11 protein-coding genes are annotated in these 15,975 nt (G+C 39.4%); all 11 read left to right on the top strand.

From position 1 onward, the window contains the following. Positions 1-329: 329 nt before the first annotated feature. A complete protein-coding gene (locus tag ACPDHL_RS02310) occupies positions 330-776 on the top strand; it encodes a hypothetical protein (RefSeq protein WP_430531187.1) in 447 nt (148 codons plus the stop codon). 63 nt (positions 777-839) lie between these two features. Further along, the gene (locus ACPDHL_RS02305; protein WP_430531186.1) at positions 840-1,487 is read left to right on the top strand and encodes an RDD family protein; all 648 of its coding nucleotides are present in this window, start codon (positions 840-842) and stop codon (positions 1,485-1,487) included. A gap of 185 nt (positions 1,488-1,672) precedes the next feature. Then, positions 1,673-2,803: a sensor histidine kinase gene (locus ACPDHL_RS02300; protein WP_430531185.1), complete on the top strand. Its 1,131-nt coding sequence runs from the start codon at positions 1,673-1,675 to the stop codon at positions 2,801-2,803. Between the two features lie 13 nt (positions 2,804-2,816). After that, positions 2,817-3,575 (top strand): LytR/AlgR family response regulator transcription factor, encoded by a 759-nt coding sequence (locus tag ACPDHL_RS02295; RefSeq protein ID WP_430531184.1) that lies wholly within the window; start codon positions 2,817-2,819, stop codon positions 3,573-3,575. Positions 3,576-3,729: 154 nt separating this feature from the next. Beyond that, a complete protein-coding gene (locus ACPDHL_RS02290) occupies positions 3,730-4,926 on the top strand; it encodes an efflux RND transporter periplasmic adaptor subunit (RefSeq protein WP_430531183.1) in 1,197 nt (398 codons plus the stop codon). A 43-nt stretch (positions 4,927-4,969) separates the two neighbouring features. Continuing rightward, complete coding sequence (locus ACPDHL_RS02285; RefSeq protein WP_430531182.1) at positions 4,970-8,125, top strand: efflux RND transporter permease subunit; 3,156 nt, start codon at positions 4,970-4,972, stop codon at positions 8,123-8,125. An 11-nt stretch (positions 8,126-8,136) separates the two neighbouring features. Beyond that, positions 8,137-9,528 carry an efflux transporter outer membrane subunit gene (locus ACPDHL_RS02280; RefSeq protein WP_430531181.1) on the top strand — a complete coding sequence of 464 codons (1,392 nt, stop codon included), beginning with the start codon at positions 8,137-8,139 and terminating at the stop codon, positions 9,526-9,528. A 166-nt stretch (positions 9,529-9,694) separates the two neighbouring features. Then, positions 9,695-10,834, top strand: coding sequence for a biotin attachment protein (locus ACPDHL_RS02275; protein WP_430531180.1), 1,140 nt, complete (start codon positions 9,695-9,697; stop codon positions 10,832-10,834). Positions 10,835-10,929: 95 nt separating this feature from the next. Further along, complete coding sequence (locus ACPDHL_RS02270) at positions 10,930-11,343, top strand: HYC_CC_PP family protein (RefSeq protein ID WP_430531179.1); 414 nt, start codon at positions 10,930-10,932, stop codon at positions 11,341-11,343. A 78-nt stretch (positions 11,344-11,421) separates the two neighbouring features. Then, complete coding sequence (locus ACPDHL_RS02265; RefSeq protein ID WP_430531178.1) at positions 11,422-12,810, top strand: TolC family protein; 1,389 nt, start codon at positions 11,422-11,424, stop codon at positions 12,808-12,810. Between the two features lie 6 nt (positions 12,811-12,816). Then, positions 12,817-15,975: an efflux RND transporter permease subunit gene (locus ACPDHL_RS02260; RefSeq protein WP_430531177.1), complete on the top strand. Its 3,159-nt coding sequence runs from the start codon at positions 12,817-12,819 to the stop codon at positions 15,973-15,975.

Below are 15,975 nucleotides of genomic sequence, written 5' to 3'. Positions count from 1 at the left end.
TATGCTGGGTTTAGGGAAATAAATTACACACTAAACATCGTCAAAGTATCGTAAATACTGATGATATTTGTCATTTTTGAGCGATTATAATTAAAATACTTTTGTGCCAAGATAATAAGTGATAAAGACGTCTTTTTAAAATTTAGTTTATTGTTTTAACTGTTGATTTTTTTAATTTTTACCTATTTAGGTTAAAATATGATTTATATTACAAAAATTAGTAAATTAATTATTTGTTAAGTATTTTTTAGTAAATTAGTAAGCAAGAAAAGTAGTTTAAAACATAAAATTAAAAGTAACTATTGTTTAACCCCTTAATAGACTATGTTATGAAAAAAGTTTTAAAATGGACATTGGCTGCTATAGTATCAGTCAGTCTTGGATTATCAGTGGTGAGTTGTAGTAATGATGAAGGCGGAAATGATATCGAGCAAAAATCGATTAAATCCGTAAAAGAAAACAATTTGGAAAAAGATTGGATTGCGGCACACTTTGAATTTTCTGAATCTTGTAAAGGAGCAGCGCGATTTGCTTATCAGGTTTCAGCTGTGCACATTTCCTTAAAAGACAAGAAGTTCAAAGCTGTCGACAAGTACAGTTTGAAAGAGGATCGAGGTACTTGGGTACTCGAAGGTGATGTGATCACTGTTTTTAGTGAAGAATTTGGGCAATCGTTTACGTTTAAAATTAAAGAGTTAAAAAACAATTCCTTAGTTGTTGATGTTATTGGACATGACGATATTACAGCAATTGAATTAGTAACTTTTACTCCCTAACAGTATAAAAAAAGTAGGGAGATAACGAATGCTTTTGTATGTTTACAATAAAAATAAAGTAGCATGGAAAAAAAGTATTTTATTGTGAAAGACAGCCAAAAGCAGGGGCCTTATTCAAAAGAAGAATTGGTGCAAATGAGAATTTCAGCTAGTACGCTTGTTTGGTTTGATGGACTTGAAAATTGGGTAGAAGCACAACAAATAGAGGAATTACGCGAAGTATTTCAATATAATTCTCCCAATCCACAAGGTGGATATCAGTTAAATACGTATGAACAACGTGTGGGAAATGTAGTGTATCATGCAGATAATGCGCATGTAACTTTATTTACCCCTCAGGGAGAAATCTATTATAAATACGCGGAATTCGGAGATCGATTTGTAGGCTTATTGTTGGATCGACTTATCTGTTTGTTTGTGAGTTTTCTTCCGATTGTAGGACCGTGGTTGTACTATGCAATCATGCATTCTAGCGAAGGTCAAGCAACAGTAGGACAACGTGCCATGAACATTAAGTGTATTAGCGAAGAAGGTAATCCAATTGATTTTGGACAGGCAACTGGGCGATTCTTTATGTCCATCGTATCTAGTTTAATCTTTTTGATTGGATACTTTTTATTCTTTGGAAGCAATAAAAACCAAACCTTACACGATAGTGTAGCTAAAACATTGGTAGTAAAAGAAATAGGACGTAAGAACTATGGTTTTTAGGTTATAACACAACAAAGGCCAGCTGTTAAAGCTGGCTTTTTTTTATGCTTTTTTTGATCTGAACGATTCATTCGATGTGTTATTCAAGATACGGTAGTACATTTGTACGATTCAAGATATAATTATTCCTATTGGGTTAGGAATCTTAACTGTTCAGCGAAAAGCTGCTTACTTTTGTTAACATAATGGAAAGAAAGGTGAAAAAAAACAAAGAGGAACAATCGCTTTTTACAAAACATTATCGGCTAGTTGTTATTCCAGCTGTTTTTGTCTTGTATCTCTTTTCGCATTTTTTGTTGAATCCCTATGATCCCGAATGGTACACCACCATTGATGAGGATGGGCTTTGGCAATCGGGTATCATGATTTTGGTATATTGTACGCTGATTGGTGAAATTAGTTTGCAATTGAGTCATGCCTTGAATAAGGTATTACCCTGGACCAAATACGCTGCTTGGCGCGTAATCGTGCAATTGTTACTCTTGATTTTCTGCATCTTTACCGTTTATTGTTTACTCAATATCGCCTATTTGGTTTGGATCCCTTTTGAGCCTGGAGAAATCTTTGACTTAGAAGCAAAAATAGATGTGTGGCAATCGCTGTTAATCAGCATTAATACAGGGATTTTTATTAGCGTCATTCACACCGGATACTTTTTAATTAAAAATTGGAGAAACTCAATGATGGATGCAGCAGAATTAAAATTAAAAGCAGAACAGTTGGAGCGTATTGCGAGTCAGGCGGAATTAGAAACGCTGAAAATGCAATTGGATCCCCACTTTTTGTTTAATAACTTTAGTACCTTATCCGAATTGGTGATTGAAAATCAACAAGTCGCAGTTAAGTTTATAGATCATTTGGCCCTGGTTTACCGTTATATGCTATCCAATGTTAGAAAAAATACCATTAGCTTAAAAGAAGAAATAAGCTTTGTGGAATCGTATTTTTACTTGATTAAAGAACGCATGGGACGCAAAGTTGAACTTGAGATTGCCATTGACGAGGCCATTCAAACTACCTATGCTGTGGCGCCAATTGCCTTGCAGTTATTAGTTGAAAATGCAGTTAAACACAATACAGCTTCCAAAGAGCACCCGTTGATTATTCACCTAGAGGTTGTGGATCAGTATGTTGTTGTACGCAATAACCTACAAAAGCTGGTCGTTGAACTGCCTTCATCTAAAGTAGGATTAAAAAACATTGTAGATCGCTATCGCTTATTGAGTAAGGTAGAGGTTCAAATTGTGCGTAATGAAGCGGAGTTTTTAGTGAAATTACCACTGTTAACGGTTAGAGAAAAAAGTTTTACCAATTAAATAAACACATCGTATGAAGGTATTGATTGTTGAAGATGAGGAAAGAAATGCAAATAGACTGATACGCCTTTTGCATCAGATAGAACCCAATATTCAGATTCAGGCTGTAGTAGAAAGTGTGCAATCCTGTGTACATTGGCTACAAACCAATGCCTCACCTGATTTGATCCTGATGGATATTCGGCTAGAAGATGGGCTGTGTTTTGAAATATTTGAGCAAATTCAGATTACAATTCCCGTAATTTTTACGACGTCTTATGATGAATATGCGCTAAAAGCATTTAAAGTAAATAGTATTGATTACTTGATGAAACCTGTACAGGAAGAGGATTTAATACAAGCCTTAACCAAGTACAAGGGATTAACTACTCCTGCGGAATTAACGGATTCTATACAACATATTTTAGGTAGTTTAAGTAAAAGGGAAATCGTCTATCGTTCGCGTTTTCTCATTCCTTACAAGGATGGATATCGAACGGTCAAAGTTGAGGAAATAGACTATCTCTATTCCGAATTAAAAATCACGCACTTGGTATTGAAAGACAAAAGTGAAATGATTATCAACCAAACGATGGAAGAGGTAGAAGAGGAGTTGAATCCGTCCTCTTTTTTCAGAGCAAATAGGCAACATATTCTTGAGATAGACAGTATTCATAACATTCAGAACTACTATAACGGCAAACTCAAAGTAACTTTGATTCGCGATCCCCAACGCGAAATTATCATCAGTAGAGATAAGGCTCCTTTGTTTAAAAATTGGCTGAACTCCTAAAGTTCGCTCTAGCTACTTCGGTAGCTTTTTCTGTTTATTACCTACAGATTAGTCCGCGTATTTTACGCTTCAGGCTTCTTTTTTTACGCTTCAAAACAATAAAAATACTAGGAGAATTCCTTTTTTTCATTTTTGTTGCGTAATATAAAATTTTATGAGTAGAGTTTATAGAAACCTAAGCGTATTAGCTTATGTTGGAGGAGCAGTTTTGATCCTATTACTTGCAGTAGGATGCAAACAAAACACCAATGATACCGCACAAATGGGAGGACATGTAGAAGTGAAAACAGAACGTGTAGCGCGTGGGGATGCTGAGATTACCCGTCAGTATACTGCGTCCTTACAAGGTAAGGTTAACGTTGAAGTTAGAGCACAAGCTACAGGATATATCGAAAAAATACTGGTAAAAGAAGGAAGTTATGTCAAAAAAGGACAGGCACTTTTCCTGATCGATCGTCAACCCTATCAGATTAAATTGCAACATGCAGAAGCTACGTTAAAAGCTGCATCAGCAGCCTTAGTAGATGCACAAGTAGAGCTCGACAAGGTAAAATCACTGGTTGAGAATAAGTTTGTATCGCCTATCCAATTGCAAACAGCAAACGCAGCACTAGATAGTGCTAAAGGAATGGTAGCTCAAGCGAAAGCAGCAGTGGCAGAAGCTCAGTTAAACTTAAACTACTGTACAGTTACAGCACCAGTGGATGGATTTTTAGGAAGGATCCCCAAACTAGTAGGAAATTTGGTAACTGCAGGTGAAGTGGAACCACTAACAACTATGTCGGATATTACTCAAATCTATGCCTATTTCTCAGTGACTGAAGCCGATTATTTTGATCTTGTTAAAGGAAATAATGGACAAACAGATGTATTGCCCATGGACATTGAACTACAGTTGAGCAATGGGGATGTGTATCCACTCAAAGGAAAAGTGGATATGATTAATGGGGAGTTTGACAAAGCTACAAATGCCTTGAGTGTACGTGCAGTGTTTGATAATCCGGAGAAATTGTTGCGAAATGGAGGAACGGGGATTGTGAGCTTAATCGGCAAGAAAGAAGATGTACTACAAGTGCCTATTGCCGCAACTCTGGATTTACAGGATAAAGTGTTTGCCTATGTAGTAGGAAAAGACAATCAAGTCGAACAAAGACAATTGAAAATTGTAGGGAAAAACTTACAGACGTATTTCGTTCAAAGTGGAATTGAAAACGGAGAGACAATTGTTACTACAGGCTTGGATAAAATTGCAGATGGCGATGTGGTTGAGCCAATTCAAATGGCGAAAAACACCCAACTTACTGCCGCTGAAAAAGAACAGGAAACCAAGCGAGAAGCAGCTGTTCTATAAAATAAATTCGACAACAAACGATTCAATTTAATAAGCTAAATTCATGCTACAAAAAATAATTCACAGGCCAGTTTTGGCTACCGTGATTTCTGTTATATTGGTAATTCTCGGGTTTGTAGGACTCAAAGAATTACCCATTCAGCAGTTTCCCGATATTGCACCGCCTAGTGTTGCAGTGCATGCTTCTTACCCAGGAGGAAATGCCGAAACGGTATTAAAATCAGTAGTGACGCCTTTAGAGGAAGTGATCAATGGGGTAGAGCGCATGACGCATATCGAATCTACCGCAAGTAATGACGGTACTGCTACTATTACCATCTTTTTTGAATTGGGGACTGATCCTGATCAAGCTGCGGTAAACGTACAAAATAGGGTGGCTCAAGTACAAGGTATTTTGCCAGAAGAAGTAATTCGCGCTGGGATTACAACCCAAAAAGAACAACGCGGAATGATTATGGTTATTGATGTAATCAGTGACGATGCGACCTTATACGATGAAACCTTTGTTCAGAACTACGCGAGAATCAATGTAGTACGTGCCTTAAAGCGAATCAAAGGTGTTGGAAATGTTCAGCTTTTTGGAGAAAAAGATTACGCGATGCGCGTGTGGTTAGATCCACACAAATTAGCCAATCGCGGGTTAACCCCTTCGGATGTTGAACGCGTGATCCAAAATCAAAGTTTGGAAGTAGCTGCGGGTAATTTAGGGCAAAATGCTGGAGGTGCCGTACAATATACACTGACTTATCCCGGAAAATACAATACACCAGAGCAATTTGAACAAATTGTCGTTCAGGCAGATAGTAATGGAAATGTTCTTTATTTAAAGGACATCGCGCGTATTGAATTTGGAGCAGTTGCCTATGATGAAGAAAATAAAGTAAATGGAAAAGAGGCCGTTTCTATGGCTGTTTTTCAAACGAATGGATCCAATGCCAACGAAATTCAAACCCAAATTTACGGCGTATTAGAGGAGTTGAAACCTCAGTTGCCTAAAGGATTGAATTACAACGTGACTTTTGCGAGTAAAACTCAATTGGATGAGTCGATTAATCAGGTAAAAACAACCTTAATCGAAGCGTTCTTGTTGGTGTTTTTGATCGTGTATTTGTTCTTACAGGATTTTAGATCAACCTTGATTCCCGCAATTGCGGTTCCCGTTTCGCTTATTGGAACTTTCTTTTTCCTCAATATGCTAGGGTTCTCCATTAATATGTTGACACTCTTTGCCTTGGTACTCGCCATTGGAATTGTGGTGGACGATGCCATTGTAGTGGTGGAAGCCGTCCATGCTACCATGATGATTGACGGATTAAACGCCAAAGATGCTACCGCTAAAGCGATGAGCGAAATTACTGGTGCAATTATCTCCATTACCTTGGTGATGTCTGCGGTATTTTTACCTGTAGGCTTTATGACGGGACCTGTAGGGGTGTTCTATCAACAGTTCGCCTTTACGCTTGCCATTGCTATTTTGATTTCCGCTGTAAATGCACTGACTTTAAGTCCGGCATTGTGCGCATTGTTGCTGAAAAATCACTATACGGATGAACAAGGAGAAACAAGTAAAAAAGGATTTTTAGGGCGCTTTTTCTCTAGCTTTAACAGTGGATTCAATGCCTTAACCAATCGCTATGTCGGTGGAATTCGCTTCTTGCTGAAACGCAAAGTACTCGGTGCATCGTTAATCTTGGCATCTATCGTTGCCATGGTGCTTTTGATGAATGTAACACCTAAAGGATTCATTCCAAATGAAGATCAAGGTTTTGCTATGTTCGCCTTATCGTTGCCTCCGGGTTCGTCTATTGACCGAACAACGAAGGTATTGAAAGAAGGGGATGAAATTATGCGTAACCACCCAGCAATTAAATCGGTAACGACGATTTCTGGATTTAATATTTTAGGAAATGCAGCCAGTCCAGCTTATGGAATGGGATTCATCGCTTTTAAAGATCGAAATGATCGTGGAGAAGTAACCGATATCAACGCGATATTAGCCGATATCAACGGCCAATTATCGACAATTAAAGAAGGAGATTTCTTCGTGTTTGCCAATCCAACCGTACCTGGATTTGGTGATTTTGATGGATTGGAATTGGTTGTTCAAGACCGTAAAGGAGGTACAATTAATGAATTTGCAGATGTAGTTACGCAATTCAACGCAGATTTAAGTGCCTCGGATGAGGTAGTACAAGCGTTTACCATGTTCAAAGCCGATTTTCCGATGTATAAGATTGTCGTTGACCCTGTAAAAGCAAAAATGCATGGGGTAGAAGTGAGCGAGATGATGGCCGCTGTTCAACTATTCTACGGAAGTGCACAGGTAAATGACTTCAATCGATTTGGAAAACAATTTAAGGTTTTTGTTCAAGGTGATGCGCCATTTAGAGCCAATGAAGATTCGTTCAAAACACTATATGTGCACACACAAAAAGGAGAGATGATTCCAATTAGCTCTCTTGCAAAACTGGAAAAAGTATACGGACCACAAGCGATCAGCAGACATAATTTATTTAATGCTATTACGGTTAATGGAATTATTAGTCCAGGTGTAAGTACCGGAGATGCAATGGCTAAAGTAGAGCAAATTGCCACAGAAAAATTGCCAACAGGATATGGAATTGAATGGTTGGGATTGAGCAAAGAAGAAAAACAATCGGGTAATCAAATGATTTTTATTTTTGGATTATCTATCTTGTTTGTTTACTTCATTTTAGCTGCACAATATGAAAGTTACATCTTGCCTTTAGTGGTGTTGTTCTCTTTACCAGTGGGAATTATAGGAGTGTTTATTGCCATTGGTGCCGTTGGAATTGCCAATAATATTTACGTACAGGTAGGGCTGATCATGCTCGTCGGACTCTTGGCAAAGAATGCCATTTTGATTGTAGAATTTGCAGTACAGCGAAGAAATGCAGGATTGTCAATTGTTGAGGCAGCCTTAGAAGCCTCGCGTTTGCGTTTGCGTCCAATCTTAATGACTTCCTTTGCTTTCGTTGCGGGATTAATTCCATTGATGTTTGTACAAGGATCTTCCGCTCAAGGAAACCATTCGATCAGTATTGGTACCGCAGGAGGGATGTTCTTTGGGGTTGTTTTAGGGGTATTTGTTATTCCAGTGCTGTATGTGTTTTTTCAATACATACAGGAAAAAGTATCAGGAACACCTCAAGCGCAAGAACCAACTGCAGAAGTTTAAACAAATTAGAAATGAAAAGATATTTATATATACTACCGGTTGCTCTCGTTTTTACCGCTTGTAAAGTTGGAAAAGATTACGAGCGTCCAGCATTAGAGAACCCGAGCCAATTTTATTCGGGTATGCAGGTAGACTCAACCGTGAATACATTAGCTGAAGTGTCGTGGCAAGATTTTTTTGCTCAGGGTGAATTGGCACAGTATATTCAATTGGCATTGGAACAGAATACAGATTTGAAACTGGCTATTAAGAATATCGATCAAGCCAATGTGTTGTACAAGCAATCGAAAATGGATCTGTTACCTAGCTTAACATTACAAGTAGCAGGATCCCACACGGAATTATCTAAAAACAGTGAAGCAGTAAGTAGTGGAGCTTCGCGTACAAGTAAAGATTATACAGCGCGTTTGGATTTATCGTGGGAGCTAGATGTTTGGGGTAAAATTAGACGAGAAAAAGAAGCAACACTAGCGGCATATTTACAAACGCAAGAAGTAAAACGAGCGGTTCAAAATCGCTTGGTAGCGGAAGTTGCTACGGCTTATGTCAATCTATTGATGTTAGATGAGCAATTGCGCATTGCAGAGGAGGGATTACTCTTACGCGAGAAAACATTTGCCTTGACACAAAAAATGTACGAAATAGGCAATGAATCCATTGTAGCGGTTCAACAGGCGGAAGCACAGTGGTTGGAAGCGCAAGAATTGCTACCTCAAATTGAACAGGAAATTGCCTTGCAAGAAAGCGCGATGGGGGTGTTGTTGAATCACTTTCCGCAACAAATACAACGCACAACAACAATTAATGCGTTGCAATTTTCAACGGCTTTACACGTAGGGGTTCCCGCAAATTTTTTAAGTCAACGCCCTGATATTCAAATTGCCGAATTGGAACTGAGAAAAGCCAATGCCAAAGTAGGGGCTGCCCAAGGCGAATTCTACCCTAGTTTGACCATTTCAGCTCAAGGGGGATTGAATGCCATGGAAACCTCACAATGGTTTCACACACCTGCCTCGCTATTTGGCACTGTTGTAGGTGGATTGGTGCAACCAATCTTCCAAAAGAAACGATTGAGAGCTGCTTATGATATCGCTGTAATCGAAAGAGAAAAAGCAGCGATAAACTTTAAAAATGCCGTTATTGTTGGCTATGCAGATGTACATGATGCCTTGGTGAAGATTGACAAAACACAAGAACGAGAAAAAGTGGTGCAACAACGCGTAAGTGTTTTAAATACTTCTTTAGAAAGTATCCAGGTCATGTTTGGTTTGGATAAAGCCTCGTATTTGGAAGTGGTTCATGCACAATCACTCGCCTTGCAAAGTAACCTGAATTATGCTACGTTAAAACGAGATTACTTGGCATCAAAAATTGACTTGTATCGCGCTTTAGGCGGACATTAAAAATGTGTTGTACTAAATAAAAAAAGCTGATGCTCTTAGTTTAAGGGCGTCAGCTTTTTGTTTTTACACCCTAAGAGCTAGAATTGAAATAAAATTTGAATCCTAGACAAAAGAACTTTAAAATCGCCTGATTGTTCTTTATATTTGTACGTAATAGTACTAGGTTATGAAGAGTAAAAAAGTTAGAGCGCAACAAATTATAATGACGGTTGGGTGTATTGGTTTTTTGGTATGGGTTGGATTTCGAGGAATGCATGAGCGTCAAGGAAATACCAAAGAAAAAGACACAACAACGAAGCAGTTGCCTTTTGCTGCTGAAGGAGTCCAAATACAGGAGAGTTCAGAAAAAATCATCGAGGTAAATCAAACCTATGCTACAACAAGTGCAGCTTCGCCCGTACGCGTGATCCGATCAGGTCAAAGTGGCGAATTGGTTCAATTGAAAGTGGATGTCAACTCCCGCATTGAAGTAGGACAAGAAATTGCTGTTTTACGCGTTGCACAAGGTGATACCCTTGGTTTAGGAAAAGCAATACGCAAAGTAAAAGACGCTAAAATTCACGTCAAGGAGCAATTGGACCTTTTATTGGCTATTGATCGAGGAGAAGACGGTATGGAAGCAAAAGAAAATTACGAAAAACAATATGCCTTGTACAATGAGGCAAAGCATACCTTAGCCAACGATGAAGAACAGGTTGCTAAACTTACATCTTCTGCTCACATTACTTATGTTGAAATAGGAATCAAAGCACAGGAAGCTGGGGTTGTCAGACAAGTCCTAGTTGGTGCAGGAAGAAAAATTGAAAATAATCAACCCTTGTTAAACATCCAAAGCGGACAAGCACACTCCATTCAAATAGAAGTAACGAGTGAAGATTATTTACTCGTTCGCGATCACCTGCAACATAGTAAGGGAGCCCTTGTTTTTCAAGATGAGTCTATTTATCAGTTGCCTTCAGCAGTTCTTGCTACTTTGAATCAAAAGGCTATTAGCGAAGAAGGCAAGATTATGATGACCTTAGATGCGTCTTCGATTCCCAATAGACAAGCCATCCGTAAACTAAGGTTGAGTATTCCGAATATTCCTGTAAAAGTATTCGATGAAAAAGCAATTTTTATGCGTGGAACTACCGCTTATATTTGGACGTTAAACGAAGCCAATATTGTTGTAGCTACACCAGTTGTTATCGTGAAAAATGAAGCAGGACAAGTGTATGTACACAAAGGAAATACACCGTGGACTCGCGTTTTAGTTGGCGATTTAGCTGAGATAAAAGAAGGAGAGGTATTCACAGAAGTTAAATAGAATCTCCTTATTGTGCTCCAAGGTAAAATTATACAACATATTCCAAAAATTATATAAGGTTCTTTTGTAGGAGAGTTGATATCTTCGCCCTATATATGAAGAGAATATTAGTCATACTATTTAGCTTTTTGTACTTCTTTTTAGCCTCAGGCTTTAGTACATACCAGCACCTCTGTAAAGGAATGGTGCAGCAAACGAGTGTGGCTTTTGCTCAAACAACGGAAGAAAGCTGTGCTTTTTGCAGTAAGGCAGGAAAAACAGTTGATGAACCTAAAAAGAATTGCTGTCAAGACAAAGTTGAAGTTGTAAAAGTAAAGTCCGAAGTACAGCAGACGAGTTTTAAGGTTTTGAAGGTATCGTTTTTTGTCGATGCGATTCTACACCGTTATTTTGGTGCAGTATACGAGTTTGTCGCTGCACCAAAAGAGATTCTAATTCCCTACCGATATTATCTTGATCAAACAAAGGAAGTCCCTTTGTACATCAAACATTGCGTATATCGAATTTGATTAGTACACAACGTTGAACGTATCCTCCCTAGGGATGGATACCGCAAAGTTATTGTCTAATTAAACGCGTGATTTGAAATGAAATTCAATGCAATAGCGTTCGTTGTTCTATGGAGTACAGCCACAGCTGTATCTGCTCAAACGCTTACTTTAGCACAGGCCGTAGAACAGGTTACTCAACGCTATCCCCTTATTAAAAGCAAAGAAGCAAGACTACAAGCTTCTATTTATAACACCCAAAATCAAAAGGGAAATTATTTCCCAGACTTAACGTTTGGTGCTCAACAGAGCTATGGGACGATCAATGCACAAAACGGGCCCTTATATGCCTATGGTGGCTTGGGATCGGCTTCTACTTCTATGCCTTTAGCGGAACAAAACTGGAATGCAGCTTTTGGTTCGCTCTATTTTGCCAATGTCAATTGGAATGTGTTTTCCTTTGGTAAAACCCGTCAAGGTGTTGCCATGGCAAAAGCACAACAAGCTGTTAAGCAACAGGAGGTGGCACAAGAGGTTTTTAAACAACAAGTGAAAGCAAGTGCAATCTACCTAAATGCTTTAGCTGCTCAGCGCATCCTTGAGGTACAACAGCGCAATGTTGACCGCGCTCAGGTCTTTTATACCCTTACAGCAGCAAAGGCAAAAAGCGGATTAATCGCTCAGGTCGATGAACGCTTAGCACAGGCTGAGGTCGCTTTTGCGCAAACAACCCACATCAAAGCGCAAGATAAAGTCTTGGAATGGGAAAAACAGCTCTCCGATGTCTTGGATCAGCCTTCGAAAGCTTATGTGCTAGATCCCGTGTTTGTAACGGCAAAGCCTGTGCTTTTTGAGCGTGAATATTCAAGAGATACACATCCTTTTTTACAAGTACAAGCCCATAAAATCGAACAAAGTGAAACCATGGAAAAAGTGGTTCAACGCGGTCGTTTGCCTCAACTAAATGCCTTTGGTATTATTCAAGGACGTGGATCAGGCTTTGATTGGAATTACGTACAAGATAATTCCGCTTTTAGTCGAAATTACAGTCATGGAGTGGGAATCGATCGAACGAACTATTTAGTTGGTTTACAACTAACGTGGAATATTTCCCATTTTTTCCGAACGGCATCCAAAGTAAAAGAACAAGAACAACTTTCGCTTAGTTTACAAGCAGAGTATGCTACCATGGATCGCGAATTGGCAAACCAAGTGGAATTGACCCAAGCACAGTATCTCAATGCAACAGCTATTTGGGATCAAAGTGCCATTGAAGTACAGGCAGCAGCAGTAGCTTTTGATCAACAAAAAGCCTTGTATGAAAATGGATTGAGCGATTTAGTTGCTTTTACTCAAGCCTTGTACACCTTGCAACGGGCAGAAATTTCATTTGAAGTGGCTCAAAATAACATTTGGCAAGCCCTGCTCATGCAAGCTGCTGCACAAGGAGATATTCAAATTTTAATCAACGCCATTCCCCAAAAATAAAAGAGTATGAATTTAATTCGCTTTGCCTTGCGCAAGCCGATATCGATTATGGTATTGGTGATAGGATTGCTGTTCTTTGGTGTGAAGGCATCCAAAGAAATTCAGGTTGATATTTTACCTGAGATGAATTTACCCGTTGTGTATATTGCCCATTCATTCAATGGTTATACACCCCAACAGATGGAAGGGTATTTTACGAAAATGTATGTCAATATGATGCTTTTTGCCAATGGCATTAAGAGTATTGATACCAAAAATACCCAAGGATTAACCTTGATGAAGGTAGAATTTTACGAAGGAACAGATATGGGGGAGGCGATTGCTTCTATTTCCGCCTTGTCGAATCGTTCGGTGATATTCTTACCTCCTGGTGCACCGCCGCCATTTATTATTCGATTTGATGCTTCTTCTCAACCCGTTGGACAATTGGTGTTCCGCTCGGAGACAAAGACAAACAACGAATTACAAGATATTGCCAATTTTGTCGCGCGTCCATTTTTGATCAAAATACCGGGTATGACAACAGCACCGCCTTTTGGAGGTTCTCCTCGTACCATAGAAATCAATATTGATCCCGATAAGCTTCGTACCCACCACATGAGCCCCGAGCAAATTGTGGAAGTGATTAGCAGACAAAACGTGACAATGCCTTCAGGAAATGTCTATGTTGGAGATAAGAACTATCTAACACCAACCAATAATACGCTGAAAACCGTAGAGGAATTTGGCGATATCCCCTTGTTTAAAGGACAGGTTGACAATGTGTATTTACGCGATGTAGCCACAGTAAAAGACGGTGCTGATATTACAACGGGTTATGCCTTAGTCGATGGAAAGCGCTCGGTGTATATCAATATTGCGAAGTCGGGAAAAGCCTCGACCTACGACGTAGTTCAACAGCTGAAAAAATCAATCCCACACATTCAGAATAACCTTCCAGATGACGTAACAATATCCTACGAATTTGACCAATCGGTCAATGTGATTAATGCAGTAAAGAGCTTATTGCTAGAGGGAGTACTAGGGGCTTTGTTGACTGGATTGATGGTGTTGTTGTTCTTGCGCGATCCAAGAGGGGCTTTAATTGTTATCACAACCATTCCCATTGCTATTATTTCGGCCGTTTTATTCCTTAAACTATTCGGTCAAACGATTAATATTATGACGTTGTCGGGATTGGCTTTGGCTATTGGAATTTTAGTCGATGAGAGTACGGTGACCATCGAAAATATACACCAGCATTTTGCTCTTGGGAAGAGTAAAGTACAAGCAATTTGGGATGCCTGTAAAGAGATTGCGTTTCCGAAATTATTAATCCTATTTAGCATCCTAGCAGTTTTTGCACCTGCTTTTATGATGAATGGAATTCCAGGCGCCTTATTTATGCCTTTGGCCATGGCTATTGGATTTGCGATGACAGTTTCGTTTTTGTTGTCTCAGACGTTTGTGCCGATTATGGCGAACTGGTTAATGAAATACAATCCAGAAAAACACCTTGTTCCTGAAAAAGCCAAAGGATTTGATAAGTTCAAGAATCGCCTAGTTGTAGGAATTGAGAAGATCATGCCCCGCAAGCGAATTTTGGTTGTAGGTTCTATCACCTTGGCGATATTGGCGGTGGCATTTATGTATGAAAATATAGGAAAAGACGTATTGCCTACAGTAAACTCTAGTCAAGTACAAATGCGTATTACAGCGCCCGAAGGAACGCGTATTGAGCACACGGAAAGAAAGGTAAAACAAGTTCTTGTTGAGTTAGAAGACCTTTTTGGAAAAGATAAGATCGCCATTTCTTCTGCTTTTGTAGGACAACACCCTTCGTCCTTTGCTGTGAGTCCAATTTACTTGTATAATGCAGGACCTCACGAAGCGTCTATGCAGGTAGCATTCCGCGATTTTAGTGGCAATACAGATGAAGTAAAGGACCAAATACGCCAGCGTATTCAAGAAAAATTACCCGAATTAAAGTTGACGTTTGAACCGATTGAATTAACGGAAAAAATATTGAGTCAAGGAACGAATACGCCAATTGAAATTCGCGTGTCGGGGATGATGCGCAAAATGAATATGATGACGGCTACGAAGCTATTGGCTCAGTTGAAAGACATCGACTATATGCGCGATCAAAAGATGCCAATTTCGATGAACTATCCTGCGTATGAAATTAACATTGACCGTGTGCGTGCAGCTCAATTGGGATTAGATGCGATGGATATTGCAAAATCCCTCGTAGCTACAACAGCCTCTTCGCGTTATACCAATCGCAATATGTGGGTTGGAGGTATGATGGGAATCGCCTATGATGTTCAGGTACAAATGCCTCAAAATCAATTGACGAGTAAAGAAGAGTTAGAGAATATTCCGCTGAGCAGAGAGGCTGATCGCCCTGTATTGAGTGATGTGGCTACGGTAATGGAATCAAAAGCGCTGGCAGAAAGTTATAACGAAGGAACTATGGGCTATGTTACGGTCGTTGCCAATGTGCATCAGACGGATTTAAATCGAGCGAAAATCGATGTAGAAAAAGCAATTGCTTCTTTAGGAGAATTGCCTAAAGGGGTCAATATCGAAGTAAAGGGAATGGCGCCCGTACTCGAGGAAACCATGAAGAGCTTAGCTGGAGGATTAGTAGTGGCAATTGTTGTGATCTTCTTGATGTTAACGGCGAACTTCCAGTCGTTTAAGGTGTCCTTTGTTATTCTAACGACAGTGCCCTTTGTGATGTTAGGTGCCTTGTTGTTGCTAAAGATCACAGGATCAACGGTTAATTTACAATCCTATATGGGAATTATTATGTCCGTAGGGGTGTCGATAGCCAATGCCGTACTCTTAATCAACAACGCAGAAACTCTGCGTAAAATGGGATGGACGGCTACTGCTGCGGCGATTGAAGCAACAAAGCTGCGCATTCGACCTATTGCCATGACAACTTTAGCTATGATTGCGGGAATGCTTCCTATGGCCATTGGGCATGGAGAAGGCAGTGAACAAGTAGCCCCACTAGGAAGAGCTGTTATTGGAGGTTTATTAGCCTCAACAGTTGCCGTACTGGTTATTTTACCGATGGTTTTTGCTTGGGTTATGCATAAAGTTAGCCGACAATCCCCATCCTTAGATCCAGAAGACACAGCAAGCATTCACTATATACCGACTGAAAATAAATAA

The organism is Myroides sp. C15-4 (assembly GCF_050522745.1).
Lineage (GTDB): Bacteria > Bacteroidota > Bacteroidia > Flavobacteriales > Flavobacteriaceae > Flavobacterium.
Note: the sequence above shows the minus strand (reverse complement) of the source record. Positions and strands in the feature narration are given on the sequence as shown.

What these genes read in the sequence shown, in the direction of transcription:
- ACPDHL_RS02270 (WP_430531179.1), top strand. Translation starts at nt 10,930, where the DNA reads ATGAAGAGAATATTAGTCATACTATTTAGCTTTTTGTACTTCTTTTTA.
- ACPDHL_RS02310 (WP_430531187.1), top strand. Translation starts at nt 330, where the DNA reads ATGAAAAAAGTTTTAAAATGGACATTGGCTGCTATAGTATCAGTCAGT.
- ACPDHL_RS02260 (WP_430531177.1), top strand. Translation starts at nt 12,817, where the DNA reads ATGAATTTAATTCGCTTTGCCTTGCGCAAGCCGATATCGATTATGGTA.
- ACPDHL_RS02275 (WP_430531180.1), top strand. Translation starts at nt 9,695, where the DNA reads ATGAAGAGTAAAAAAGTTAGAGCGCAACAAATTATAATGACGGTTGGG.
- ACPDHL_RS02295 (WP_430531184.1), top strand. Translation starts at nt 2,817, where the DNA reads ATGAAGGTATTGATTGTTGAAGATGAGGAAAGAAATGCAAATAGACTG.
- ACPDHL_RS02285 (WP_430531182.1), top strand. Translation starts at nt 4,970, where the DNA reads ATGCTACAAAAAATAATTCACAGGCCAGTTTTGGCTACCGTGATTTCT.
- ACPDHL_RS02280 (WP_430531181.1), top strand. Translation starts at nt 8,137, where the DNA reads ATGAAAAGATATTTATATATACTACCGGTTGCTCTCGTTTTTACCGCT.
- ACPDHL_RS02265 (WP_430531178.1), top strand. Translation starts at nt 11,422, where the DNA reads ATGAAATTCAATGCAATAGCGTTCGTTGTTCTATGGAGTACAGCCACA.
- ACPDHL_RS02290 (WP_430531183.1), top strand. Translation starts at nt 3,730, where the DNA reads ATGAGTAGAGTTTATAGAAACCTAAGCGTATTAGCTTATGTTGGAGGA.
- ACPDHL_RS02300 (WP_430531185.1), top strand. Translation starts at nt 1,673, where the DNA reads ATGGAAAGAAAGGTGAAAAAAAACAAAGAGGAACAATCGCTTTTTACA.
- ACPDHL_RS02305 (WP_430531186.1), top strand. Translation starts at nt 840, where the DNA reads ATGGAAAAAAAGTATTTTATTGTGAAAGACAGCCAAAAGCAGGGGCCT.